20 protein-coding genes are annotated in these 25,263 nt (G+C 73.9%); 11 read left to right on the forward strand and 9 right to left on the reverse strand.

The annotated features are described in order from the left end of the window. The first annotated feature begins 46 nt into the window (after window positions 1-46). Window positions 47-787: a PIG-L deacetylase family protein gene (locus tag Q8791_RS08195; protein ID WP_330090999.1), complete on the forward strand. Its 741-nt coding sequence runs from the start codon at window positions 47-49 to the stop codon at window positions 785-787. A 413-nt stretch (window positions 788-1,200) separates the two neighbouring features. Further along, complete coding sequence (locus Q8791_RS08200; protein ID WP_330091000.1) at window positions 1,201-1,989, forward strand: alpha/beta hydrolase; 789 nt, start codon at window positions 1,201-1,203, stop codon at window positions 1,987-1,989. Window positions 1,990-2,228: 239 nt separating this feature from the next. Here the strand turns inward: Q8791_RS08200 and Q8791_RS08205 are convergent, their stop codons facing one another. Next, window positions 2,229-3,332, reverse strand: a complete 1,104-nt coding sequence (locus Q8791_RS08205; protein ID WP_330091001.1) for a serpin family protein — start codon at window positions 3,330-3,332, stop codon at window positions 2,229-2,231. Window positions 3,333-3,662: 330 nt separating this feature from the next. Between Q8791_RS08205 and Q8791_RS08210 the strand changes: the two genes are divergently transcribed. Next, complete coding sequence (locus Q8791_RS08210) at window positions 3,663-4,505, forward strand: DUF3159 domain-containing protein (protein WP_330091002.1); 843 nt, start codon at window positions 3,663-3,665, stop codon at window positions 4,503-4,505. A gap of 100 nt (window positions 4,506-4,605) precedes the next feature. Here Q8791_RS08210 and Q8791_RS08215 read toward each other — a convergent pair whose 3' ends face one another. Further along, window positions 4,606-5,295, reverse strand: a complete 690-nt coding sequence (locus tag Q8791_RS08215; RefSeq protein ID WP_330091003.1) for a potassium channel family protein — start codon at window positions 5,293-5,295, stop codon at window positions 4,606-4,608. Further along, window positions 5,288-5,983, reverse strand: coding sequence for a potassium channel family protein (locus Q8791_RS08220; protein ID WP_330091004.1), 696 nt, complete (start codon window positions 5,981-5,983; stop codon window positions 5,288-5,290). Before Q8791_RS08220 ends, Q8791_RS08215 begins: the two co-directional genes overlap by 8 nt. A 224-nt stretch (window positions 5,984-6,207) precedes the next feature. Here Q8791_RS08220 and Q8791_RS08225 point away from each other — a divergent pair, with 224 nt between their 5' ends. Continuing rightward, window positions 6,208-7,497, forward strand: a complete 1,290-nt coding sequence (locus tag Q8791_RS08225; RefSeq protein WP_330091005.1) for a class I SAM-dependent RNA methyltransferase — start codon at window positions 6,208-6,210, stop codon at window positions 7,495-7,497. Between the two features lie 175 nt (window positions 7,498-7,672). Beyond that, window positions 7,673-8,053 carry a DUF427 domain-containing protein gene (locus Q8791_RS08230; RefSeq protein ID WP_330091006.1) on the forward strand — a complete coding sequence of 127 codons (381 nt, stop codon included), beginning with the start codon at window positions 7,673-7,675 and terminating at the stop codon, window positions 8,051-8,053. A 134-nt stretch (window positions 8,054-8,187) separates the two neighbouring features. Here the strand turns inward: Q8791_RS08230 and Q8791_RS08235 are convergent, their stop codons facing one another. The 6 genes from Q8791_RS08235 to Q8791_RS08260 form a co-directional block, all read right to left on the reverse strand. After that, window positions 8,188-9,117: an EamA family transporter gene (locus Q8791_RS08235; protein ID WP_330091121.1), complete on the reverse strand. Its 930-nt coding sequence runs from the start codon at window positions 9,115-9,117 to the stop codon at window positions 8,188-8,190. 272 nt (window positions 9,118-9,389) lie between these two features. Then, window positions 9,390-10,538, reverse strand: a complete 1,149-nt coding sequence (locus Q8791_RS08240) for a hypothetical protein (protein ID WP_330091007.1) — start codon at window positions 10,536-10,538, stop codon at window positions 9,390-9,392. A 199-nt stretch (window positions 10,539-10,737) separates the two neighbouring features. Beyond that, on the reverse strand, window positions 10,738-12,360 hold the full coding sequence (locus Q8791_RS08245; protein ID WP_330091008.1) for a hypothetical protein: 1,623 nt from the start codon (window positions 12,358-12,360) through the stop codon (window positions 10,738-10,740). Then, window positions 12,357-13,298: an ATP-binding cassette domain-containing protein gene (locus Q8791_RS08250; RefSeq protein WP_330091009.1), complete on the reverse strand. Its 942-nt coding sequence runs from the start codon at window positions 13,296-13,298 to the stop codon at window positions 12,357-12,359. Before Q8791_RS08250 ends, Q8791_RS08245 begins: the two co-directional genes overlap by 4 nt. Further along, on the reverse strand, window positions 13,295-14,095 hold the full coding sequence (locus tag Q8791_RS08255) for a zf-HC2 domain-containing protein (protein WP_330091010.1): 801 nt from the start codon (window positions 14,093-14,095) through the stop codon (window positions 13,295-13,297). The genes Q8791_RS08250 and Q8791_RS08255 overlap by 4 nt, the downstream gene beginning before the upstream one ends. After that, entirely contained in the window at window positions 14,092-14,679 is a 588-nt protein-coding gene (locus tag Q8791_RS08260; RefSeq protein WP_330091011.1) for an RNA polymerase sigma factor, read from the reverse strand. Before Q8791_RS08260 ends, Q8791_RS08255 begins: the two co-directional genes overlap by 4 nt. A 127-nt stretch (window positions 14,680-14,806) precedes the next feature. Between Q8791_RS08260 and Q8791_RS08265 the strand changes: the two genes are divergently transcribed. From Q8791_RS08265 to Q8791_RS08290, 6 genes are all read left to right on the forward strand, one after another. Continuing rightward, window positions 14,807-15,742 carry an LLM class F420-dependent oxidoreductase gene (locus tag Q8791_RS08265; RefSeq protein ID WP_330091012.1) on the forward strand — a complete coding sequence of 312 codons (936 nt, stop codon included), beginning with the start codon at window positions 14,807-14,809 and terminating at the stop codon, window positions 15,740-15,742. Window positions 15,743-16,138: 396 nt separating this feature from the next. Further along, complete coding sequence (acnA, locus tag Q8791_RS08270) at window positions 16,139-18,862, forward strand: aconitate hydratase AcnA (RefSeq protein ID WP_330091013.1); 2,724 nt, start codon at window positions 16,139-16,141, stop codon at window positions 18,860-18,862. 327 nt (window positions 18,863-19,189) lie between these two features. Then, on the forward strand, window positions 19,190-19,615 hold the full coding sequence (locus Q8791_RS08275) for an SRPBCC family protein (protein ID WP_330091014.1): 426 nt from the start codon (window positions 19,190-19,192) through the stop codon (window positions 19,613-19,615). A gap of 160 nt (window positions 19,616-19,775) precedes the next feature. Then, window positions 19,776-21,779 (forward strand): hypothetical protein, encoded by a 2,004-nt coding sequence (locus tag Q8791_RS08280; RefSeq protein WP_330091015.1) that lies wholly within the window; start codon window positions 19,776-19,778, stop codon window positions 21,777-21,779. Between the two features lie 34 nt (window positions 21,780-21,813). After that, window positions 21,814-23,838: a hypothetical protein gene (locus tag Q8791_RS08285; protein WP_330091016.1), complete on the forward strand. Its 2,025-nt coding sequence runs from the start codon at window positions 21,814-21,816 to the stop codon at window positions 23,836-23,838. Beyond that, window positions 23,828-25,171, forward strand: a complete 1,344-nt coding sequence (locus tag Q8791_RS08290; protein ID WP_330091017.1) for a hypothetical protein — start codon at window positions 23,828-23,830, stop codon at window positions 25,169-25,171. Before Q8791_RS08285 ends, Q8791_RS08290 begins: the two co-directional genes overlap by 11 nt. Window positions 25,172-25,263: the final 92 nt, after the last annotated feature.

Here is a 25,263-nt window from a genome sequence, read left to right on the forward strand (position 1 = left end):
CCGACCCCGCGGAGAGGTGCCGGGGACGCCCCGTAGTCTTTGCCCCATGACAGAGACGACGGAGAAGAGCGTTCCCCGGCCGCTCCCGGAGGACTGGGACCGGGTCCTCGCGGTGGTCGCGCACCCCGACGACCTGGAGTTCGGCAGTTCGTCGGCGCTCGCCCGTTGGACCGGGCAGGGCAAGGACGTCGTCGAGCTTCTGGTCACGAAGGGTGAGGCTGGTATCGACGGCCTCGCCCCCGAGGAGTGCGCGCCGCTGCGCATGGCCGAGCAGCACGCCTCCGCCGCCGCGGTGGGGGCGTCCACGGTCGAGTTCCTCGACTTCCCCGACGGCACCCTGGAGTACGGGCTGCCCCTGAGGAGGGCCGTCGCCGCGGCGGTCAGGCGGTACCGGCCCGAGGCGATCGTCTCCATCAACTTCCGCGACCACTTCGCGGGCGGCGGCGGCTTCAACCACGCCGACCACCGGGTCCTCGGCCCCGCACTGCTGGACGCGGTCCGCGACGCCGCCAACCGGTGGGTGTTCCCCGAGCTGAAGGAGGAGGGCCTCGACCCCTGGTCGGGGGTCCGCTTCGTGGCCTTCGGCGCCTCGCCGCGCGCCACCCACTACGTGGAGCTGAGCGAGGCCGACCTGGCCGCAGGGGTCGCCTCACTGGACGCGCACGCCGTCTACCTGTCCAACCTGGACGGGTTCGACCAGAAGTCGTTCCTGCCCGAGGCAGCGGCCCGGGCGGGCGCGTGGGCCGGGGTGCCGCTCGCCACCGCCTTCGAGGTCTTCGAGGTCTAGGGAGCGCCTTCCGGAAGGCTCCCGAGGTGGTGGGGGCCTTCCGGGCGGTCTCCCGCAGGACACCGTGCGACGCACGGCCGGGCGGTGCCGCACGAGCGCGGAGCCGCCGCGGGAGGAGGTCCGGCGGACGCGGTCCCGGATGCGGCCGCCACGCCCCGGGCGCTACGGTCCGGCCTCCGGCGGGCGGACACCCCCGGTGCTCCGCACACGCCCTCCGCGACCCCGTCGGTCCCCGGACGGGCAGCGGGGTTCCGACCGGCGCCGGTTCCGGTACCGGGTTTCCCGGCCGTGCCGCCGAACGGCGGGTTCCCGGCGCGGCTCGCGGTGAGCCGACGCCACCAGCACAACGACAGCGCGTGTCGCAGGACACGCACGCCCGGTCCCCCGGGCGCGAGCCCGAGGAGGGGCACGACGTGACCAAGGAAGTACAGCACCCGCCCCGGCGGCGCCGCTGGTGGGTGGTGGCCGCAGGGCTCCTGGTCGTGCTGCTCGCGGCCTGCGCGGCCTTCCTCGGATGGGCGCTCTCCCCGTACCCGGCCGAACCCGCGCCCCTGGCCGCCGCGGAGGAGAACCCGGACGTACGGGTACGCGACGCCGGGGACGCGGTGGTCCTCGAACCTGCCCGGGACGCCACGGACACCGGTGTCGTGTTCTACCCCGGCGCCAGGGTGGAACCGGAGGCCTACGTCGCCTCGTGGGCTCCGGTGGTCGCCGACACCGGGGTCACCGTCGTCATCCCCCGGCTGCGCCTGAACCTGGCCGTGTTCGACGCGAACCGGGCCGACTCCGCCGTGGACGCGGCCCCGGACGTGGAGACCTGGTACGTGGGCGGGCACTCCCTGGGCGGGGCGATGGCGGCGACCTACACGGGCGGCGACCCCGCGCCCGAGGTGGCAGGACTGATCCTGTGGGCGTCCTACGCCACCGAGTCGGCCGGTCTGGACACCCGGGACGACCTCCGTGTCCTGGCGGTCGCGGGCGGCAGGGACGGGCTCACCACCCCCGCGGAGTTCGAGGAGAACGGCCGGCACCTGCCCGAGTCCGCCGAGTCGGTGGAGGTGGAGGGGATGAACCACGCCCAGTTCGGCGCCTACGGCCCCCAGAGCGGGGACGGCGAGGCCGTGCTGTCGGACGAGGCGGCGCGCGCGGAGCTGGCCGAGGTCACCGGCGCGTTCCTGGCCGCCGGCACGGATCCGCGGTAGCCGCGACCGGGGCCGCCCGGCCCCGGAGCCCGTCCCCGCTCCCGGGGGTCGCCCGGTGCGGGCACTCCGCGCCTTCCCGGCCCGCCCGTGTCACCGCGCTCCCACGGCCGTCCGGTGGCGCAGCCCCCTGGGCCCGACGCAGGTCCGCCCGTGGCCCGCCCGACCGGCCGCGCCACCCCGCGGGCGCCCGCGGCGGTCCACCGCGGGCGGCCGACCGGGCTGCGCCGGGGGAGCGGGCGTCAGGAGGCGGGGCCGGGGTCGACCGGGTCCGCGATCCGCCCGAGGAACAGGATCGACTCGCCGCGGCGCAGCACGAACACGAACGGCCGGTCCACGGTGAACCTGATCGGTCGGAGGGGGACGGACGCCGCACGCAGCATCATCACGGCCGTGGCGGCGGCGCCCTCCGCGCCCTTCTCGTCCACCTTCAGCACCGACTGGTGCAGGATCTCGTCCACCCGGAGGGGTTCCTCGCTGATCCCGTCGAATCGGGCCTCGTCCGTGACCATGTGGCGCACGCCCACGGAGCCCAGGGGCTCCAGCAGGGAGGTGTCGGTCTCCACGGCGAACCGGGGCAGGGCCAGCTCGACCTGTTGGGACGAACGGCCCCGGTAGAGGTCGGCCAGAGCGGACGCCGACAGCGGGGGAGGGGTGTCCGCGGCCTCGTCGGGGAGCAGCACGTCCAGGGTGAGGCCGTGGTCGCCCTCCAGACCGACCATGCTCCACCCCTGCGCCCGCGCGTGGGGCAGACGGGCCGACCGGTGCATGGTGGGGACGTCGCGCTTTCCGCCCGGGGCGTGGAACGGCCGGTCCCGGGTCAGGCCGGCCTCGAACGGGTCGGACCAGACCACCTTGACCCACAGGGCGTTGACCAGGAGCAGGCGCACGTCCGCGCTGATGCTGCCCGCGGGCAGCAGCTCGTCGATCAGGCCGTGCGTCACGTCGGCGACCTTGCCGTTGACCCTGGTGCGTACGCCCTCGGCGTCGTTCTCGAAGTCGGCGCCCTCCACCTCCGCACTGGGGCGTTCGCCCACCCGCGCCCGGAACTCCGCCCGGACGGGGAGGTCGGCGGGCACGTACAGGCCGTTCAGCGTGGCCAGGTCCGGGCCGCCGTCCGCGGCCACCGCGGCGTCCAGGGCGTCCAACAGCCCCTTGGCGTCGGTGCCGAGGAGGGACTCCAGCTCGGCCAGGGTGCGGCCCGCGGCCCCGGTGGCGAGCAGCGCCAGCACCGTCCCCACCGAGTGCGGTGACCACACGTGCGAGGCGCCGGGCCGGACCAGCACGCGGTCGAGGGCGGCGGCGAACTCCAGGTGGTCCGTCCGAGGGGGCGTGCTCTGCTGCATGGTGTTCCTCGCGTAGGCGCTCCGGGTGCTCTGGCCGCCAGCGTACGTAGTCGCGCCGACACCCGCCAGCGCCCGCGGGTCCGCCCGGACCGGCCGGCGCGCGGGGAGACCGCGGAGTCCGCCGTCCGCGAAGGGCCCGCGGTGAGAAGTCGCACGTGACAAGCCCGCGCCAAGCATGACAAAGGCGGACGGGGCGTGGAGGGCAGGCGGGGCGTCCGGCCCCGGAGGCCGTGACGCGTCCAATAGTGTGGGAGACCATGGCCGGCGGAGCCGCGCGGGAGAGGCCCCGCGGAGCGAAGGCCACCGAGGACAGACCGGACCGGGAGCAGGATGACTGAGCAGCAGCGGGCAGCCGGGGAGGCCGCCCCGGCGGCCGGGGCGGACGACACGACGGAGGCGCCCGCACGGGACGGCTCCGCCTCGGGCGCGTCGGTGCCCGAGGCGGCCGGTGAACCCGCGGCGCCGGAGGCCCCGGCCGTCACCGAGGACACGGTCGAGGCGCTCGTCCGCTCCCAGCTGTCCAAGGCACTGGGCGGGAAGCGCGGCATGGTCGAGGCGGCGATGCCCACGCTGACCTTCACGCTCTCCTACGTCATCGCCTCCGACCTGAGGCTGTCGATCACCCTCGGTGTGGTCGCCGCGCTGATCCTGGGCGTGGTCCGGCTCGTCCAGCGCTCGTCGGTGCAGTTCGTGGTCACCAGCCTGTTCGGCATCGGCATCGCCGCGGTGTTCGCGATGCGCAGCGGCAACGCCGCCGACGCCTTCCTGCCCGGGATCATCTACAACGCGGTCTACTCCGTGGTGCTGAGCCTGTCGGTCCTGGTCCGCTGGCCCGCGATCGGCCTGATGATCGGGCCGTTCATCGGGAACAAGGAGGACTTCACCTCCTGGCGTGCCAACCCCGCGGTCGTCAAGCTGGCCTCACGCCTCACCTGGCTGCTGGTGCTGCCCTGCGTGGTCCGCGTGCTCGTGCAGTACCCGCTGTGGATGGCCGACACCTACGGGTGGGCCGACACGTTCGGCCTCCTCGGGCTCTCCAAGATCGCCATGGGCTGGCCGCTCCAGGTGGCCGCGTTCGCGGGCATGGTGTGGGTCCTGGCGCGCGGCCGGACGCCGCTGGAGGACTCGGAGGCGGGCGCGGCCGAGGGCGGCGTGCGCGAGGCCGGCGCGTAGTCACGGCGGTCCCGGCGGCCCGCGGCCCGCACCTGTGGTGTGCGCGGCGCGGGCCACCGACGGTTCCCAGTGGTCTCCCCGAAGGGCCGCTCCCCCGGGGTCAGGCGTTCCCGGGGTCGTCCACCGGACCCAGCAGGGTCTCCAGGGGGCCCAGCGCCTCGGGGTCGGCCAGGAACACCACCGTGTTGCCCACCGACAGGGTCCGGCCCGGGTCCGGAGGGCGCACCCCGCCGGGGCCGAGGACCGCCACCAGCGCGACGCCCTCCGGCAGCGCCCCGGTCAGCTCCGCCTCCGAGGCGCCCGCGAAGGGGCTGGCGGCGTGCAGCACCGACTCGGCGATCTCCGCGCCGGGCAGCGGCGGCAGCGTCCCCTCCTCGTCCGGGTCGTCGGGGACTCCCTCGACCAGATCGGCGATCAGCCTCGGCGGTGACACCGCGAGGTCCACGCCCCACGTCTCGTTGAACAGCCACTCGTTCTCGGGGTCGTTGATACGGGCGATCACCCGGTCCACGTCGAACTCGGTCTTGGCCAGCAGGGACACCACCAGGTTGACCTTGTCGTCGCTGCTGGCCGCGACGACCACGTCGAAGTCGCCCAGACGGGCGTCCTCCAGGGTCGCGAGCTCGCACGCGTCGGCGAGCAGCCACTCCACCTGGGGCAGGTCGTCCAGCCCGATGGCCCGGGTGTCCCGGTCGATCAGCAGCACGTCGTGGCCGCTGCCCGCCAGCTCCTTGGCGATGGAGCGGCCCACGCTCCCGGCGCCCGCGATGGCGATCCGCATCTCAGCCACGCCCCGTCTCGTCGTCCGGCGCTTCCGGTGGGCCGGCCTGCCGTTCGGGCAGGGCGACCGGGTCGCGGCCGTACCCGACCACGTGCAGGACGTCGCCCTCCTCCAGGCGGTCGCCGGTCGCGGCGAGCACGATCCTGCCCCGGCGGGCCAGGTACACGACCCGCGCCGAGGCGGCCTCCTCCAGCTCGCCGACCCTGCCGCCCGACCACCCCGGCGGAAGGGGCACCTCGTTCATGGCCAGCGTCCCGGACGCGTCCTGCCACTCGGGGCCCGCGGCGAGCTGGTCGTCGCCCGGCACCATCCGGCGCAGGAAGGCGTCCGCCGTCCACCGCACCGTGGCGACGGTGGGGATGCCCAGCCGCTGGTAGACCTCCGCGCGGCGCGGGTCGTAGATCCGCGCCACCACGTTCTCGACCCCGAACGCCTCGCGGGCCACCCGGGCCGCGATGATGTTCGAGTTGTCGCCGTTGCTGACTGCGGCGAACGCCCCCGCGCGGTCGATCCCGGCGGACTGCAGGACCTCCCGGTCGTGCCCCACGCCGCGTACCGCGTACTTGGAGACGGAGCCGCGCAGCCGCCGGAACGCCTCGGGGTCCTGGTCGATCACCGCAACGGTGTGCCCCAGGTCCACCAGTGTGTGCGCCAGCGTGGATCCCACGCGGCCGCACCCCATGATCACGATGTGCACCTCGCCCGCACTCCCGTCGAGACAGCCGCACGCTGTGGTCCCGCGTGCCCTCACAGTCACACCTTGGCACACATCGGTCCGACGCGTGCGAGGGCCCCGGCCCCCGCGCACGCGCCTGAACAGCGCGGGCGGTACCCGGAGACGGGTAGATTGGGGACGCTTGGTGGCTGTGCGTGCAGGGTCACCCGGAACGTGACCCGACCCGACCACCCAAGGACGTAGCGATGACCCGCGTGGGCAATGAGTTCGAGCTGACAGTAGACGACGTGGCGCACGGGGGCTGGTGTGTGGGCCGCCACAACGACCAGGTCGTCTTCGTCCGGCACGCCCTTCCCGGGGAGCACGTCCGCGTCCGCGTCACCGAGGAGACCACGCGGTTCCTGCGCGGCGAGGCGGTCGAGGTGCTCAGCGCCTCCCCCGACCGGGTCGAGGCCCCCTGTGTGTTCTCCGGCCCCGGCAAGTGCGGCGGTTGCGACTGGCAGCACGCCTCCCTGGAGGCGCAGCGCCGGCTCAAGGGCACGGTCGTCGCCGAGCAGCTGCGCCACATCGCCGGCATCGAGCGGGACGTCGTCGTCGAGGAGCTTCCGGGCACCCCCGACGGCCTGGGCTGGCGTACGAGGGTCCGCTTCTCCGTGGACACCGACGGACACGCCGGACTGCGCCGCCACCGCTCCCACGACATCGAGCCGATCGACCGCTGCCTCATCGCCCACCCGGGCGTGGCCGAACTGGGCGTCACCGACGTGACGTGGGAGGACACCAAGGACGTCGAGGCCGTGGCCTCGTCCAGCTGTGCCGACCGCGCCGTCGTCGTCACGCCCACCAAGGCCAGGCTGAGCACGATGCCCGACCTCAAGGCGTCCAGCGCGGTGCTCCGCCGCTTCAAGGGCGGGCGCGTCCAGCAGGTGCGCGGACGCCGAGGCGTGCGCGAGACCGTCAACGGCCGCGAGTTCCGCGTCAGCGCGGGCGGCTTCTGGCAGGTCCACCCGGCGGCGGGCGAGACCCTCACCGACGCCGTCCTGGCCGCCCTGGAGCCCAAGCCCGGTGAGACCGCCATGGACCTGTACTGCGGCGCGGGGCTCTTCACCGGAGCCCTGGGCGACGCGGTAGGTCCGGAGGGCCGCGTCCTGGGCGTGGAGAGCGGCGCCGAGGCCGTGCGCGACGCCCGCTACAACCTCAAGGACCTGGAGCAGGTCCGCGTCGAGCAGAACGACGTGGCCGCGCAGCTGCGCGAGTGGGCGGACGTCCGGGCCGACGTGGTGGCCCTGGACCCGCCCCGGGCGGGTGCGGGGACCAAGGTGGTCCGGTCCATCGCCGGGACGCGGCCCCGCAAGGTCGCCTACGTCTCCTGCGACCCCTCCACGCTCGCCCGCGACCTCGCCGAGTTCGTGCGGTCCGGGTACAAGCTGGTGGACCTCCGGGCGTTCGACGCCTTCCCGATGACCCACCACGTGGAGTGCCTGGCGGTGCTGGAGCCCGTCAACCCGGCGCGCCGCCACCGCGAGGAGCAGTAGGCCCCGCGGCCCGCGCCAGCCGGGTTCCCGCTCGGGGGCCCTGCGCCCGTGAAGCACGACCCGGCCGGACGCCGCCCGCCGACACGGAAGCCCTCGGAGACACTCCGGGGGCTTCCGCGCGTCCGTCGTACAGTGAGGGCGGTAACGCGGTCGGAACGAAGGGATGGCACGGGCCATGGCACACGACACGAGGGTCCCCGGGCCCGACCACCCGATCACCGTCGAGCCCACCGCGTCGCGGGTCGTGGTGCGCGTCGGCGGGCTGGTCGTCGCCGACACCACCGCGGCGCTGACCCTGCGCGAGGCGGACTACGGCCCCGTCCAGTACGTTCCGCTCGCCGACATCGAGCCCTCGCTCCTGCGGCGCACGCAGACCTCCACCTACTGCCCCTTCAAGGGGACCGCCGCCTACTACACGATCGCCGTGCCGGGCGGTGACGAGCTCACCGACGCCGTGTGGACGTACGAGGAGCCGTACCCGGCGGTCGCGGAGATCGGCTCGCACGCCGCCTTCTACCCCGGCCGTGTCGAGATCCTGGTCGACGGCCGGGCCTGAGGACCGCGTGCCGGGGGCCCGGAGCGCACCGCTCCGGCCCCCCGGCACCCTTTCGGGTCGGGGCGCCGGGACGGTTCCGTCCCTGATGGTCGTCCCGGGCCCGTCGAACAGCGGGTGCCGTCCCTGGGCGCCCCTCAGCCGCGGCGGCGGCCGGGCGCGCGCAGGACGGCCAGTCCCAGGGCGAGAACGGCCAGCCCGGTCCAGGAGACCGCCGACAGCCGCTCACCGACCACCAGCACCCCCAGAAGGGCGGCCACGGCCGGCTCGGCCAGGGTCAGCGTGGTGGCCACCGACGCGGTCGTGTGCCGCAGCCCGTGACCGAACAGGCGGTAGGCGAGGAACACGGTGAACACCGCCAGGTGGAGGGCGACCAGCGCGCCGTTCACCGTGGCCAGCCACGCCGTTCCGGTCGCCAGCACCACGGGCAGGACGGCGATTCCGCCGCCGGCGAACAGAGTGCCCATCACGGCGGGGGAGGAGTGGCCCCTGCGGATCAGGCGTTCGGCGACGAGCGCGTAGGCGGAGTACGAGAACCCGGCGGCCAGCGCCAGCAGCACCCCCGACGGGCGCACCGCCGACCCGCCCCCGCCGAGCTCCGAGCCCAGCACGAGGACCGCGCACCCCAGGACGGCGGCGGCCGTCGCGACCGTCCACCGGGCCGTGGGCCGGCTCCGGCCGGTCAGCCAGGCCAGCAGCCCCGAGAAGACCGGTGCGCTGCCGAGGGTGATCACCGTGGCGACGGCGACCCCCGCGTTCGCCACGGCCGGGTAGAAGGACAGCGGGTACCCGGCGACGGCGACGGCGCCCAGCGCGAGGGTCCAGCGGGTGGACCGGTCGCTGCGCGTCAGGAGGGCGACGGAGCCCCGGCCGGTGAGGAACAGCAGGAGCCCGCCCAGGACCAGGCCCGCCGCGCCGACGGCGGCGGCGGGGGCGCTCGCCGGGGCGAAGGAGCCGGCGGTCCCGGTGGTGCCCCACAGGACCGCCGCGGCGAGGATCGGCAGGGGCCCCTGGGTCAGGGGGGTGCGGGCGGCGGGGGCGGAGCCGCGGGTCGGGGACCCGGACAGGGGGAGGGAGCGTTCTGGCACGGTGGATCCTTCGTCGTCGTGTGTTTCGGCGGTGGCGAAACGGGCGCACGACGGTCGGCGCCCCGGGTGCGTTCACCGGGGGTCGCCGTTCGGGCTCTCCGACGGGGTCAGGAAGAGGGGTGTGTGCGCCCGGTCAGGCGCACAGCGGCGGAAGCACGACGTGCCAGTAGGGGTTCTTCACGGTGCCATGCTAGGACGTCGCCCGCCCCGGACCACGGGCGGGGTGTCCCTGCCGTGGTCCGGGAGCCGTCCTAGACCTCGCCCGAGCCGTCGTCACCCGTGTCGCCGGGGCCGTCACCGTGCTTGCCGCGACGGGCGAGGTACAGGGCGGCGCCGCCCCCGCCCAGGGCGAGGATCCCGGCGGTGACCAGGCCGGTCAGGGCTCCGCCCGTGAGGGGCAGCCCCGCGGGGCCGCTGTCGCCGGCGTCGCCGCCCTCCGGGCTCTCGGCCGCCGCCGGCTCGTCGGCGCCGGTGGTCCGGCCCCCGTCGTCGGGGGCGTCCTCGGCTCGGACGTCCGTGTCCTCGGTGCTCTCCGTGCCGTCCGCGCCTCCCTCGGCGCGCTCGCCGCCGCCGGAGTCGTCACGGCGTTCGTCCGGACGGGACCCGGAACCGTCCTCCCGGCCGGCGGAGTCGTCGCCGTCGTCACCGGCTCCCTCCCCTTCCCCGGTCGCGGTGGACTCCCCGCCTGCGTCGGAGCAGTCCACGGCGAGGGCGCCGAGCGTCAGTTCGAACAGGGCGGCGCCGTTCTCGGTCGCCCTGACGACGGTGGACACCTCTCCCCGGCCCTCGGAGGAGTCGTCGGGCTCGTGGGTCAGGACGGTGACGTCGGCGGTCGTGTCGCGGCCGGGGAGGTCGACGGTGGCGTTCACCTCGGGGGCGTCGGCCGTGACCGGTGTGCCGAAGACGCTGATGACGCGGTCGTCCCCGGTGGAGCTCCCGATCCGGTTCTCCCAGGTGAGGTCGCCGGAGAAGTCGCACCTGAGGGAGTTGTCCAGGGTGGAGAACCGGACGGCGGGCTCGTCGTAGCCGGGCAGGTCCAGTGTGAAACCGCCGCTGACGGCCGCGGTCGCCTCGGCGCGCCCGCCCCCGTCCGCCGTCGTGTTGACGCGCGACTCGACCGGCCCGTCGAGCCCCAGGAGCGCGCTGACTCCGCGGGTGTCCGCCGAGAAGTCGGCGGAGGGGTAGTCGTCGCCCACGTCCGACCCCACGTAGATCCTGCCCCAGGACCCCTCCGTGACGGTGTCGCCCCCGTCGTGGGTCAGGCTGACGAGGGTGCTGCCCGCAGCGGCGGGGAACGCCTCGTCGGCGTGGGCGGGGACGGTCGAGCCGAGGGCCAGAAGGGCCGCTCCGGCGACGGCCGCGGGGCGTGCGAGACGCGTGAGAGAACGGGGAACAGACAAGGGACGCACCTTGCTCGTGGGAGAGAACAACCCCAAAGGGAAAGAGTCCACGAAAGCTGACAAACATCAACAATTCGGACATTCGCGAGTGTAGTCGGCCCCCGCAACCACGCGAAGCGCATCACGGATTTTGTGGTGCGGTTAATAATCCCTGGTCAGATTGGGTGTGGCGCGGTAGGCGGTGACCGAGGCGCACCGGTCACGCACATGTCGTTCCGTCGGTCGTGAAGGCGTAGTAGCCACGTTCCAGTTCGGGGAACATCCGGTCCCAGTCCGCGGTCGTCGGGATCCTGTGCGCGGATCCGCGCAGCGGGATGTCCAGGAGTTCCGCCAGGTCCTCCGTGCGCCCCCGGGGGGAGGACAGCGGTTCCCAGTGGTCCTGGAGGACCGCGAACACCCGCTCCTCGGGCAGTGCCAGGAGCGCGAAGAGCACCTCCAGGTCCTGCTGCGAGGGGGCGTACTCGCCGATGAGCGTCCCGCTCCAGGTCAGCCGGTCGACTCTCTCCGCCTCCGCGTCGAGCCCGGCCATCCACGCGGCCAGCAGAAGCCTCGACTGCCCGTCGGCCCGGCACATCCTCTCCCAGAGGGGATCCAGGCCGAAGAGGGCGAGGGAGGCCTGGGACAGCATCTCCAGGCGCCACCACGGCTCGTCGGTGAAGCGGAAGTCGTAGACCACGACCCTCGACGCCGGAAGCCCGGACGGGTCGCGGTCGAACCGCGAGCTGTCCTGCCACACCACGGGGATGTCGTCCGCCGCGGACTCCGGGAGAGCGGTCACGACGGGGCCGAGGACGGAGTGCCAGTGGTCCACCCACGGTTCGTAGCCGGGCATCGGGCAGTAGGTGATCCCCTCCCGCGTGCGGCACGAGGCCGCGTCCGCGCCGTACAGGAGGCGGTCGGGCACGTGGTCGTCCCACGTGTAGGTGCTCATCCCGTACCCGGCGGTTCCCGCCGCCCCGGCGAGCAGTACCAGCGCCACGCCGGAGGTCGCCGCCCTCGACGCCCTGCGCCGGGTTCCGGCCAGGGCCAGCACCAGCAGGCCCAGGACGAGCAGCCCCGCGTACCCCGCGTACAGGTGGACCAGGACGGAGACGGTGGGGGAGTGGAGCGGGAAGGGGTCGACGGCCATGAGGGCCAGCGACTGCACCCTGGCGAAGACCCTGTCCACGCTCTGCGCCGTGTCGAACGCCGTGATCGAGTACAGGCTGAAGGTGGGTACGGCCAGTGCGATCAGGAGCAGGGGCGCGTACGAGCGGGTCCAGGCCACGAGCAGCATCGATCCCGCGGGGCCGATCAGGACAACGACGAACGGTGTCACGTGGGAGAACGGGTGGACCAGTCCCACCGGCGTCTCGGGGTACTGCCACGCGCCGAACGCCATGATCGCCGCCACGCACGCCCAGCCCGCCAGAGCGCTCCCCGCCCCCACCGCCAGGTAGCGGCCCACCGGCCCCACCGGGCCGACGGGGCTCTGCCCGTAGCGGATCTCGCGGATGGCGGGGAAGGTGACCGCGGCGAACAGCCCCACGGCCACGATCAGCGCCGACGCCACGCGGGAGTCGTACAGGTCGGGCACGGTGTGCTCGATCGGCTGGCTCGTGGTCGAGACGGTCAGGACGGCGGTCAGGGCCAGGGCCACGAGCAGGAAGGGGTTGAGGAGCAGCCGCAGCGCCGTGAACCACGCCAGCCGTCCGAAGGTGGCGGCGAGCCGGGCGGCGGACGGGGCCCGGCCGATCAGGGGGGCCTGCGCGGCGGCTCCACCGCCCGGACGGCCCGTGCCGCCGGGCTCCGCTTCGGGCGTGCCGGTGGGGGCTCCGCTCATCGGGTGCCCTGCTCCAGCCCGAGGCCCTGGTCCACACCGGTCAGCAGCAGGTAGGCGTCCTCCAGGGTGGGCTCGACCGGGACGAGCGACGCGTCACCGGACGCCGCGCCCGCGCCCCCCGGCGGCCGGTCGGCACCCGCCACGGTGAGCACCCGGTACCGGCCGTCGGCCAGCCGCCAGGCGGTGTACCCCTCGCCGGGGTGCCCTCTCCTCTCCCAGACGTGGCCCCGCGCGCGGTCGACCAGCTGCCCCGGGGTGCCGTCGAAGATGATCCGGCCGCCGTCCAGGCAGAGCACGCGCTGGCACAGGGCTGCCACGTCCTCGATCTGGTGGGTGGACAGCACCACGGTGCTGTGCACCGCCAGTTCCGAGACCAGGCCGCGGAACCTGATGCGCTGCTCCGGGTCCAGGCCGATGGTCGGCTCGTCCAGCAGGAGGAGCTCGGGGTCGCCGAGCAGGGCCGAGGCCAGGCCGAGCCGCTGGCGCATGCCGCCCGACAGACGGCGCACGCGGCTGTGGCGGCGGTCGTAGAGCCCGACCCTCCGCAGTCCGCGCCTCACCTCGTCGTGGCGCGCCCTGCGCCCGCCCAGCTCCTTGAGCACCGCCATGTAGTCCAGCAGGCCGAACGCGGTGAAGTACGGGTAGAACTCCGGGTTCTGCGGCAGGTAGCCGAGCCGGCGCCGGATCTCGGTGCGCCCGGCGGCGCGCTCGGGGCTGCGGCCGAGCACGCTCACCTCGCCGCGGGTGGCCTCCAGGTCCGTGGCCAGGCACCGCAGCAGCGTCGTCTTGCCCGCCCCGTTGCGACCGAGCAGGCCGGTCACCCCGGGTCCCAGGTCCAGGTCCACGCCGTCCAGCGCGGTGCGGGCGCCGTACCGGCGTACCAGGCCCCGGATCCGGACGGTGGGGGAGCCGGCGCCCCCCGCTGCGGAGGTGCTCATGCCGTTCTCACACGCACGAGGATCGCGCCGAGCAGTGCCGCCAGCGCCGCCGCCCACCATGCCTGCGCCTGCGGGGCGAGCAGTTGGAGGGGCGTCGCGTGCTCGGAGACGATCATGGCCCCCAGGGCGATCAGCCACGCCAGTCCGACGACGGCGCTGGCCGCGCTCAGGTGCACCCAGCGGCTGAGCACGAGGGAGCCGGCGACCAGGGTCAGTGACGGCAGGAGCCAGAACGCCGCGGTCCACGGAGTGGAGGCCGAGGGGAGCATGAGCGCCGCCGCGGCGCACAACGTCAGCGAGGGCACCAGGACCGCGCAGGTGCGCAGGAACAGCAGCCGCTGGCCCGCCATGGGCGTGACGGAGGTGAGGGTGTGGGCCGGGTCCACGCCGCGCCCGTAGGCCAGCGCCACGCCCACCAGGGGCACGATCGGGGCGGTGAAGGTGAAGACCAGCGATCCCCGCGGCAGGTGGTGCGCGGCGAACAGGGCGGCGACGAGGACGACGACCGAGGCCAGGAGCCAGGCCCGGTACAGGCTCGGTGTGGCCGCGAGCAGCTTGGCGGTGCCCTCGCGCAGCCCCAGTGAGGCCAGGAGGGTCTCGACCAGGCCGCGCCGGGGGCGGTCCACGACGTCGCGCAGCCCCGCCCAGCTGTCGGCCAGCCAGGCCTCGTCGCCGGGAAGCAGGTTCCGGCAGGGTGCGCAGTGCATGATGTGGGCCTCCACGGACATGGCCGTGACGTCGTCTGCTCGGTGGGTCGCGTACTCGTGTGCTTGGGCAGGGGTCAGGTGCCAGCTCATGTCAGTGCCTCCCGTAGGCGCGCCTTGGCGCGCATGACCCGTGTCTTGACGGTTCCCTCGGGGATCTGGAGGATCTGCGCGGCCTCCCGGACGGTGAGCCCGTCCAGCACGGTGGCCTGGATGGCGGAGCGCAGTTCGGGCGAGAGGGAGTGCAGGGCGGCGCCCAGGGGCCCGTGCTCGATGTTCAGCAGCACGGTGTCCTCCGCCGAGGCGTCGCCGATGGTCTCGTAGGGTTCGGTGTCGCTGTCCGAGATCCACCTGTTGGCGCGTTTGCGCAGTTGGGAGATGAGCTGACGGATCGCGATCGTCCACAGCCAGGCCCCCGCGTCGGTGTCGCCGGGGCGGGGCGTGAACGACCCCGCGTTCCTCCACACCGCCAGGAAGGTCTCCTGGAGCGCGGCGTCCAGCTGGTCGGTGTCGGAGCACCGGTAGCGCAACCGTGCCCTCAGCCAGGGCGCGTGTCTGCGGTGCAGGATCTCCAGGGCCTCGGTCTCGCCCAGGGCGATGGCGGCCAGGAGCACCGGGTCGGTGCTCTCGGGGCCGTAGGAGGGGGCGCGGCGGCGCGCGCGGCGGAGCAGCTTCACGTGGAGGGCTATCGCGGTGGGGGTGCGGATCGGTTCTGCGGTGCGGGAACGGGCCCGGACACGCCATTTCGACGGTACCCGCGCGGCGGCTTCGGTCTGGTCCCCGGAGTGGGAGAAAATGGGGCGTATGCGCCTGAGGATCTTCCTTGAGCCCCAACAGGGGGCCACCTACGAGGATCAGCTCGCCGTCGCCAAGGCCGCGGAGGACCTTGGTTTCGACGCTCTGTTCCGATCCGACCACTATCTGCACATGGGTGACCGTGCCGGAGGCCTCCCCGGGCCCACCGACGCCTGGATCACCCTGGCGGGCCTGGCCCGGGACACCTCCCGTATCCGGCTGGGCACGCTGATGACCGCCGCGACCTTCCGCTACCCCGGCCCCCTCGCCATCACCGTCGCCCAGGTCGACCGCATGAGCGGCGGCCGTGTGGAGTTCGGCTTCGGCGCGGGCTGGTTCGAGGAGGAGCACGCGGTCTACGGAATCCCCTTCCCCGCCTCCGGCCGCGAGCGCTTCGACCGCTACGAGGAGCAGCTGGACATCATCACCGGCCTGTGGTCCACGCCGGTGGGCGACACCTTCCGCTACGAGGGCAAGCACTACCGCCTGGCGGAGGGGCCCGCCCTGCCCAAGCCGCTGCAGGGGCCGAGGCCCCCGGTGCTGATCGGCGGCACCGGCCCCAAGCGCACGCCGCGCCTGGCGGCCAAGTACGCCGACGAGTACAACGTCCCGTTCTCGCCGCTGGAGGACACCGAGGCCGCCTTCGAGCGGACCCGTGCGGCGGTGCGCGACTCCGGCCGGACCGCGCCGATGGTCTACTCGGCCGCCCAGGTGCTGTGCGTCGGCCGGGACGAGGCGGAGATCTCGCGCCGCGCCGGGCGGATCGGTCGCGAGGTCCCGGAGCTGCGGGAGAACGGCCTGGCGGGGTCGCCCGGCGAGCTGGTGGACCGGATCGGCCGCTTCGGTGCGGCCGGTGCCGAGCGCATGTACCTCCAGGTCCTCGACATGGCCGACCTCGACCACCTGGAGCTGGTCGCGTCGCAGGTGGTGCCGCAGCTGGACTGAGAGGATGGGGCTCGTCGGGGGGTGGTCGCCCTGCCTGGACCCGCACCCGATAACTTGATATCGAGATACAAGTTAGATACCTTGACATCAAGATAACAGCGGGGGTCCCCCCGACCCGCAGCAGGTTCCGGACGTCCGCGTCGGCGTGTGATGTCAGCCGCTCGGCGGCGTCCGGCCCGGAACATCGAGGGCGCCCGCGGCAGGCGGGCCGCCTGGCCGGTGGCGAGTGGTGTCGCTGCAGGTCACGGTGGTCCTGATGGAAGCCGGAGACAACGGAGGTCACCCCCGCGGTCCTCCGCTCCCGGGTATCCGGTCAGGGCGGCCTCAACAGGTCCCGCACCCGCCCGATGAGGCAGGATGCTGGGGACAAAGTGGCGAGATCAGGAGGCAGACACCGTGTCCACGAACAGCTTCGGCGCCCGTGACACGTTGCGCGTTGGCGACGAGTCGTACGAGATCTTCCGTCTGGAGGCCGTGGAGGGCTACCAGCGGCTTCCCTACAGCCTGAAGGTGCTGCTGGAGAACCTCCTGCGCACCGAGGACGGTGCGAACGTCACCGCCGAGCACATCAGGGCCCTGGGCGGCTGGGACGCCAAGGCCCAGCCCAGCCAGGAGATCCAGTTCACCCCCGCGCGGGTGATCATGCAGGACTTCACCGGCGTTCCCTGCGTCGTCGACCTCGCCACCATGCGCGAGGCCGTCCGCGACCTGGGCGGCGACCCGGACAAGATCAACCCGCTCGCTCCCGCCGAGCTCGTGATCGACCACTCCGTGGTCGTCGACCTGTTCGGAAGCCCCGACGCCTTCGAGCGCAACGTCGAGATCGAGTACGAGCGCAACTACGAGCGCTACAAGTTCCTGCGCTGGGGCCAGACCGCCTTCGACGAGTTCAAGGTCGTCCCGCCCGGCACCGGCATCGTGCACCAGGCCAACATCGAGCACCTGGCGCGCGTCACGATGAACCGCGGCGGCCAGGCCTACCCCGACACGTGCGTCGGTACGGACTCGCACACCACCATGCAGAACGGCCTGGGCATCCTGGGCTGGGGCGTGGGCGGCATCGAGGCCGAGGCCGCCATGCTCGGCCAGCCGATCTCCATGCTCATCCCGCGCGTGGTCGGCTTCAAGCTGACGGGCCAGCTCAAGCCCGGCACCACCGCCACCGACCTCGTGCTCACCATCACCGAGCAGCTGCGCCAGCACGGCGTGGTCGGCAAGTTCGTCGAGTTCTACGGCGAGGGCGTCTCCTCGGTGCCGCTGGCCAACCGCGCCACCATCGGCAACATGAGCCCGGAGTTCGGCTCCACCGCCGCGATCTTCCCGGTCGACGACGAGACCATCCGCTACATGCGCCTGACCGGCCGCTCCGAGCAGCAGGTCGCCCTGACCGAGGCCTACGCCAAGGCCAACGGCTTCTGGCACGACCCGTCCGTCGAGCCCGAGTACTCCGAGTACCTGGAGCTCGACCTCGGCGACGTCGTCCCGTCCATCGCCGGGCCCAAGCGCCCGCAGGACCGCATCGCGCTGTCCGACGCCAAGACCACCTGGCGCCACGACATCCGCAACTACGTCCAGGACGGCGCCGACGAGGCGGGCGAGGAGTCCTTCCCGGCCTCCGACGCCCCGGCCCAGACCGCCAACGGCGCCCGGCCGCACAAGTCCGTCAAGGTCACCATGGCCGACGGCACCGAGACCGAGATCGACCACGGCGCCGTCGTGATCGCCGCGATCACCTCCTGCACCAACACCTCCAACCCCTCGGTCATGCTGGGCGCCGCCCTGCTGGCCAAGAAGGCGGTGGAGAAGGGCCTGTCCCGCAAGCCGTGGGTCAAGACCTCCATGGCCCCCGGCTCCAAGGTCGTCACCGACTACTACGAGCGCTCCGGCCTGACCCCGTACCTGGACAAGCTGGGCTTCAACCTGGTCGGCTACGGCTGCACCACGTGCATCGGCAACTCCGGCCCGCTGCCGGAGGAGATCTCCCAGGCGGTCCAGGAGAACGACCTCGCGGTCTCCGCGGTCCTGTCCGGCAACCGCAACTTCGAGGGCCGGATCAACCCGGACGTCAAGATGAACTACCTGGCGTCGCCGCCCCTGGTGGTCGCCTACGCCCTGGCCGGCTCGCTCGACGTCGACATCACCACCGAGCCCCTGGGCATCGGCAACGACGGCGAGCCCGTCTACCTGGCCGACGTGTGGCCGACCGCCGAGGAGATCCAGCAGGTCATGGACTCCGCGATCGCCTCCGACATGTACGAGTCCGCGTACTCGGACGTGTTCGCCGGTGACGACCGCTGGCGCTCGCTGCCCACGCCGACCGGCAACACCTTCGAGTGGGAGGCCGAGTCGACGTACGTGCGCAAGCCCCCGTACTTCGACGGCATGGACACCACCCCGTCCCCGGTCACCGACATCTCCGGCGCCCGCGTGCTGGCCAAGCTGGGGGACTCGGTCACCACCGACCACATCTCCCCGGCCGGCGCCATCAAGCCGGGCACCCCGGCGGCCGAGTACCTGAAGTCCAACGGCGTCGAGCGCCGCGACTTCAACTCCTACGGCTCCCGCCGCGGCAACCACGAGGTGATGATCCGCGGCACGTTCGCCAACATCCGCCTGCGCAACCAGATCGCGCCGGGCACCGAGGGCGGCTACACCCGCGACTTCACCCAGGCCGACGGCCCGGTGTCGTTCATCTACGACGCCGCGCAGAACTACGCCGCGCAGGGCACCCCGCTGGTCGTCCTGGGCGGCAAGGAGTACGGCTCCGGCTCGTCCCGCGACTGGGCGGCCAAGGGCACCAGCCTGCTGGGCGTCCGCGCGGTCATCACCGAGTCCTACGAGCGCATCCACCGCTCCAACCTGATCGGCATGGGCGTCCTGCCCCTCCAGTTCCCGGAGGGCCAGTCCGCGGACTCCCTCGGCCTGACCGGTGAGGAGACCTTCTCGGTCACCGGCGTGACCGAGCTGAACGAGGGGCGCGTGCCGAGCACGGTCAAGGTCACCACCGACACCGGAGTGGAGTTCGACGCCGTCCTGCGGATCGACACCCCCGGCGAGGCCGACTACTACCGCAACGGCGGCATCCTCCAGTACGTGCTGCGCCAGCTGATCGCCAAGTAGGGATCGGCGCCCGGGCCGCCGCCGGCGCCCACCAGGCGCACAGGGCGGGCCAACGGGGCCGCCACCGTCCGACCGACGGTGGCGGCCCCGCCTGCGTTCGGGAGGGCCTTCGCGGGGGCGCGGTGACGTGACTCACGAATTTTTTCCCGGGGCGCGGCCGGTTCCGCGGCCTTCCAGGTCACGGCGCCTCCAGGGTTCCCCCCGGGGGGTGTCGTGCGCGCCGCTCCGCGGCGCCGGAGGGGCGTCGCCCATGATTGCGGCGCGGAGAGCCGGGTAGCGCCCTCGTCGAGGACGAACCGCAATCTATTGCGAAGGACTCGATAGGCAATGTCGGACATCATGGAGACGGTGGAGGTCGACGTCCCGGTGGCGGTGGCGTACGCCCAGTGGACCAGGTTCGAGGAGTTCCCCTCGTTCATGGAGGGCGTGTCCCAGGTCAGGCGCACCGGCGAGACGAGTATGCGCTGGACCGTCGAGATCGCCGGTCAGCAACGCGACTTCGACGCCGTGGTCACCGAACAGATCCCGGGGGAGCGGATCGCCTGGAGGACCACCGACGGCGTGACCCACGCGGGCGTGGTGACCTTCCACCACCTCGCGGAGGCGCGCACCCGGATCACCCTCCAGCTCAAGACCGTTCCGGAGGGCGCCGTCGAGCAGCTCGGTGACAAGTCGGGACTCGTCAAGGCCCGTGCCAAGGGGGACATGAAGCGTTTCAAGGCCTTCGTCGAACCCACCCGGTCCGCGGTCTGACCGTCGCCCCGGGCCCACGGGGCCCGGCGGTGAGGCATCCCGAGGCCCCCGCGCCGCCCACGGGCGGTGCGGGGGCCTCGGCCGTGTCACCTGCCCTCGGACGGTCGTCGGCGAAGGTCCGGACAGAGGGGTGACCGAAACCTCCCGATATGATCCCCGCATGCCCGTCCTCCCCCGGCGCCACCGGCTCCTCCTCGTCCCGGCCGTGCTCGCCGCCCTCGCCGCCACGGGCGCCCCCGCCCTCGCCGAGCCGGGCCCCGCGTCGTACGAGACCCGTGTGACCCCCGCCGAGCACTACGCCTCCCGGATGGCGGACCTGCCCGAGGGCGCGGCCGTGGTCGTGGACGACGCCCTGGCGGGAGAGTACGACCTCGCCGTACTGGAGGCCGACATCCACCGCTCCTTCGGTGAGGTGGGCGTGCCCTACCACGTCGTCGCCGGCCCGTTCCCCGAGTCCCTCGAGTCCCTGTGGGAGCCGGACATGCTGACGGCCCTGCACGACCGGGTCGGCGCCGACGGTCTCTACGTCCACCTCCGCCCCGACAGCGGTGTGGCCGGAGCGCAGGCCTACGGCGTGGACCTCCCGGTGGACCTGGCGGACCAGGTGACCCGCGGGGAACTGGAGTACGGGACCCCGCTCGGGGAGGTGGCGGCCGCGTTCGCCGACGCGCTGACCGCGCCCGAGGCCGACCTCCTGACCAGGAGCGACGCGGTCGTCGCGGCGAGGGAAGCGGGAGAGGACACGCCCTCGGGCTGGGAGGAGTTCGTGGACGACCTCGACCCGGCGCGGTCGGTCGGGCCGGAGAACCTGGGCCTCGTCGTCGGGGGCCCCGCCGGGGCGCTGGTCACGATGGGCGCGGTGTGGGCGATCCTGCGGGTGCGGCGGGGCGCGGGCGCCCGCTCGACGGTGCTCGTGGCGGCCCTCGTGACGCTCGTGCCGTCAGCCGCGGCCGTGGCCTGGGCCCTGGCGCACCTGAACGGGGCGCCCCCGGGACCCCAGGAACTGCCCGACCCCCTGGAGGAGGTCCGCGCCGAGGCGCCGTACGTGGCCTCCACCGCTCGGATCGAGCGCATCGTCCGGGAGATGGGGGACGACCGCCTCTACGTCGACCCGCTCACGCCCCTCCCGCGCGACGGCCTGGCGGAGGCCGCCACACGTCTGGAGGAGGCGTCCCCGCCCGTGCGCGCCGTCGTCCTGCCGATGGCCGAGAGCGACGAGTCCGCCGGCGACCCGTACGTGTTCCTGCACGCCTGGCACCACACCCTGGGGGAGGACGGCGTCTACGCCGTGGTCGGACACGACTTCGAGGCGGTGTCCGTGGACCTCCTCGCCTTCGGGGTGCCCGTCGACGGCTACTCCCTCCAGGCGCAGGTCCGGGAGGAGGAGGCCCCCGACCCCGCCGCCGCGCTGGACACGCTCCTGCGCGAGGTCGAGCGCGGTCACCCCGCCGACGAGGACGCCTCCCCCGCTCCACCCGCGGTCGAGTCCACGCTCCTGGAACCACGGCTCCCGCGCTTCACCGAGAGCCTCCTCCTCGCCCTCCTGCTCGTGGGGCCGGTGGTCGGCGCGTTCGCCGCGGGGATCGTCTGGTGCGTCGCCGCGCTGCTGGGGCGCCCCGGAGCGTCCGCCGGCGGACGGGTCGCCACCGCGTCCCTCCGTCGACGGGCGGAGCGGGAGGTGGCGGCCCTGGCCGGGGAGCTCTCCGCCGGCGGCGCCCTGCCGGACGGGCTGATGCCCCAGGCCGAGGCGGCCCTGATGGTGATGGAGGGGGAGCCGGACGCCCTCGACCTCGTCGGTGTGCTCGTCCTGGCCCGCCGTGCCCGCGCCGCCCTGGCCGACCCCGGAGCCCCCGTCCACGGCGCCCCGTGCAGGGTCGACCCCCTGCACGGTCCCGGTACCGCCGACGCACCCGCCACGTCGGGCCTCGCGCGGGGGCGCGACGGGGCGCGGGCCGAGCGGACGGCGCTCTGCGAGGCCTGTGCCGCCCTCCCCGACGACCGCCGGATGCTCGGACTGCTGCACCTGCGGGGTCCGGACGGGGTGTGGCGCCCGTACCTGCACCGGAGCGATCGGGTGTGGATCCGCCACCGCTTCGGCGCGCACGACCCCGCTCGCATGACCGAGGCCCTGCTGGGCGAGGTGGAGAGGGGGCGGGCGGGGTAGGGGAGTGTCCGAAACTCCCCGATATGATCACCCCATGCCCGGTCCCTCCCGTCTCCGTGCCCGGCTCCCCACCGCGCTCGTCACCCTCCCCGCCCTGCTGGTGATCCCGTTCGCGGCGTCCCCCGCCGCGGCCGAACCCGCCCCGGAGCCGAGCGCGTTCGAGACGCGGGTGACCCCCGCCGAGTACTACGCGGACCTGATGGCCGACGAGCCCGAGGGCGCCGCCGTCGTGGTGGACCCGGCCGTGTCCGGCCTCCACGACCCGGAGGACCTCGAAGCCGACCTCCGCGAGGCCTTCGACGCGCTGGGGGAGCCGTACCACGTCGTCGTCAGCCCCTTTCCCGGGACGGGGCCGGAGTGGGGAGGCCAACTGCTGCCCGCCCTGCACGACCGGCTCGGCGCCGACGGCCTCTACGTGCACCTGCGCCCCGAGACCGCCCTGTTCGACGCGGAGGCGTACGGCGTCCCCCTACCCGTGGACGACGCCCGCAGCGCCCTGATGTCCGACCCGGACATCGACTACGACGCCCCCGTCGACCAGGTCGCCGAGAGGTTCGTCCTGGCTCTGACCGGTTCCGGTGACGGAGGCGCCGCGGCCCCGGCCCCGTACGGGGAGCCCTCGGCGGGCGACCGCTTCGCCGAGGGGTGGCGGGACTTCCTCGACGACCTCGACCCCACCAGCCACAACGGGCCGGGGAACACGGGCTTCCTCGCCGGAACGCTCGGCGGCTTCGTGCTCGGCGGTGGCGGTTACCTCGTCTGGCTCCGCGTCCGACGGGGCGCGCTCGGGGTGTCCGGCGCCGCGGTCGCCGGCGGCACCGCGACGGTGACCCTCGTCCTGGCCGCCGCGGTGTCCCTCGGCCCGCTCACCCACGTCGTCGGCGTCCCGGAGGGCGGCGCCGAGGTCACCTCCCCCCGGGAGGAGGCGTTCGCGTCCCCGCCCTACGTCGTGTCCACGGTCAGGGTGGAGCAGATCGCCCGGGAACTGGAGGAGAACCCCGGGCCCCTCTACGTCGACCCGCGCACCCCGCTGCCCCTGGCCGGCCTGGCGGCGACGGCCGCGCGCCTCGACGACGCGCCGGTACCGGTGCGCGCGCTGGTCCTGCCCCTCGACCCCGCCGACGAGTTCAGCGGAGACCCCGAGGTCCTGGCCTACTCCCTGGCCGCGGTCAGCGGCGAGGACGCCGTCCACCTCGTCGTCGACCACCGGTTCTCCGAGGCGGGGGTACGCGTCTCCGCGTCCGCCGTCGGCCTCGGGAACGTGGACGCCTACGACCTGTGGAACGCCACCAGCGAGATCGAGGAGCCGACCCCGGCCCTGGCCCTGGACGCCGCGCTCGACGCCCTGGAGGGCGTCGAGCTGCGCGAGGGCGCGAACGCGGGGGAGCCCTACTTCATGGACTCCGGCATCGACCCCCCGGGGCCGCGCGTGCCGCGCTACTTCTCCGAGGGCTTCCCCGCGGGGCTGCTGTTCCTCGGTCCGCTGGCCTTCCTGTCCCTGCTCGGCCTGGCCGCCCTCGCGCGGCTGCTCCTCAGCGGGGCAGGGAAGCGCGGGACCAGGGCGGTCGGGTCGCACGCCCTGCGCCGCACGGCACGGCGGGAGAGCCGCAGGCTCCGCGCGGTCCTGGGCTCGGGCCGGGCGGACGGCATCCCCGACGAGCTGATGCCCCAGGCGGAGGCGGTCCTGATCGCCATGGCCCACGACCCGGACGACCTCGACCACGTCGGCGCCATCGTCGTCTCCCGGCGGGTCCTGGCCGCCCTGAAGGATCCCGAAGGGGCGGCGGGCCGACCCCCCTGCCTGGTCAACCCGCTGCACGGGCCGTCCACCACGTCCCTCCGGTCACGGGTGGCCAAGGGGAGGGTGCCCATGTGCGCCTCCTGCGCGCGGGCGGGCGAGGCGGCGCGGGCCGCGAGAGTCCTGCGTGTGCGGGACCGCCTGGGCGGAGAGCTGCGCTACCTGTCGATGGACGACCGCGTGTGGGTCCAGCACCACTTCGGGACGGAACGCCCCACGCGCATGGCCGAGAGACTCCTGGAGGAGATCGATGCCCGCTGAGTTCCCGACCGCTCGGTACACGGTGCGGCTCCTGGCCGCCCTGGCCTGCGCGGGACTGTCCCTGGCCCCTCTGTCCGGAGCGCTCGCCCAGACGGTGGGCGACGCCCCCGCGGCCGAGTCCACCGCGGCGAACCGCTCCCAGGAGATCGCCGACGCCCTGGACGAGTCACCCGTGTACGTCGACCCGGCCTACGCCAACGCCATTCCCGAGGCCGAACAGGAGCGTCTTGCCGGACTCATCACCGAGTCCGACCTCGACCTGTACGTGATCGCGGTCCCCCTGGTGGAGGCCGACACGTGGAACGGCGACGTGGAGGCCCTGGTCTCGGTGGTCCACGACCGCCGGGGAGCGGCGGCCGGCCACTACCTCGCGGTGGACGACGACGTCCACGGCGAGGACTTCGGCGGCGGCTTCACTGCCCACTACGCCGCGCTCGCCTCCTCCTACGGCACCGATTTCGACGGACCGGTGCTCGCCCAGCTGGACGCGGCGGTGGAGGCGGCCCTGTCGGGCGACGCGGAGGCCGCCTACGACGAGGCCGTGGCCGACTACCAGGAGCGCGGGGACACGGACTGGGAAGCGGGGGGCTCCGTGCCGCCCGGCGCCGCGGGCGGCTGGCTGGTCGCGGGCCTCGTCGTCGGCGGCGCGGTCCTCCTGGCGGTGGCCTCGTACGCCCTGTACCGCCGCACGTCCGGGACCCTGGTGAGACGGCGCTCGCGCGCGATCACCCAGCACGCGGCGTTCGCCAACGCGGAGCGCGCGCAGCTGGACGCCCTGGTCGAGCAGGGCGCGCAGGACCTCATCGAGGTCGGCGAGCGCCTGAGCCGCCTGGAGTCCGGCACCGCCCTGGGGGAGAGGGCTCGGCAGCACCTGCGCACCGCACTGGACTCCCGCTCCGCCGCGGCGAGCGTCCACGACCGGATGTCGGGAGGCGGCGCCACCCTGCCCGACGCCGTGGGCGTGCTCGTGCTCCTGGACATGGCGGAGGACGCCATCGACAACGCGGCCAGGGGCCCGCGGGCGTCCGCCGCCCGGCGCCGCCACTGCTACGCCAACCCCTTGCACGGAACCCTGACCAAGGTGACGGCCTGGCGCGAGTTCGGCGGTACCCGCACCATCCGCGTCCCGTTGTGCGAGGAGTGCGCCAAGGCCGTCCGCGGCCGGGTCCGCCCCGTCGTCCTGCCCGCCGAGCACGGGGGCCGGACCGTCCCCTACTACGAGGTGCCCGCGAACGACAGCGTGTGGGCCGCCACCGGTTACGGCACCCTCACGGACGACCTGGTCGAACGCATCCAGCGAGGCGACCACACGCGCAACGTCAGGTCACGCTGACCCCGCCCGCCCCACCCCGCGGAGCCGGGGCGAACGTGCCCGACGGGTCCCGGCCGGAGCCCCGGAACAGGACGGCGAGCGGATTCGGGACA

The sequence above is a fragment of the Nocardiopsis codii genome, assembly GCF_036327455.1.
GTDB lineage: Bacteria > Actinomycetota > Actinomycetes > Streptosporangiales > Streptosporangiaceae > Nocardiopsis > Nocardiopsis codii.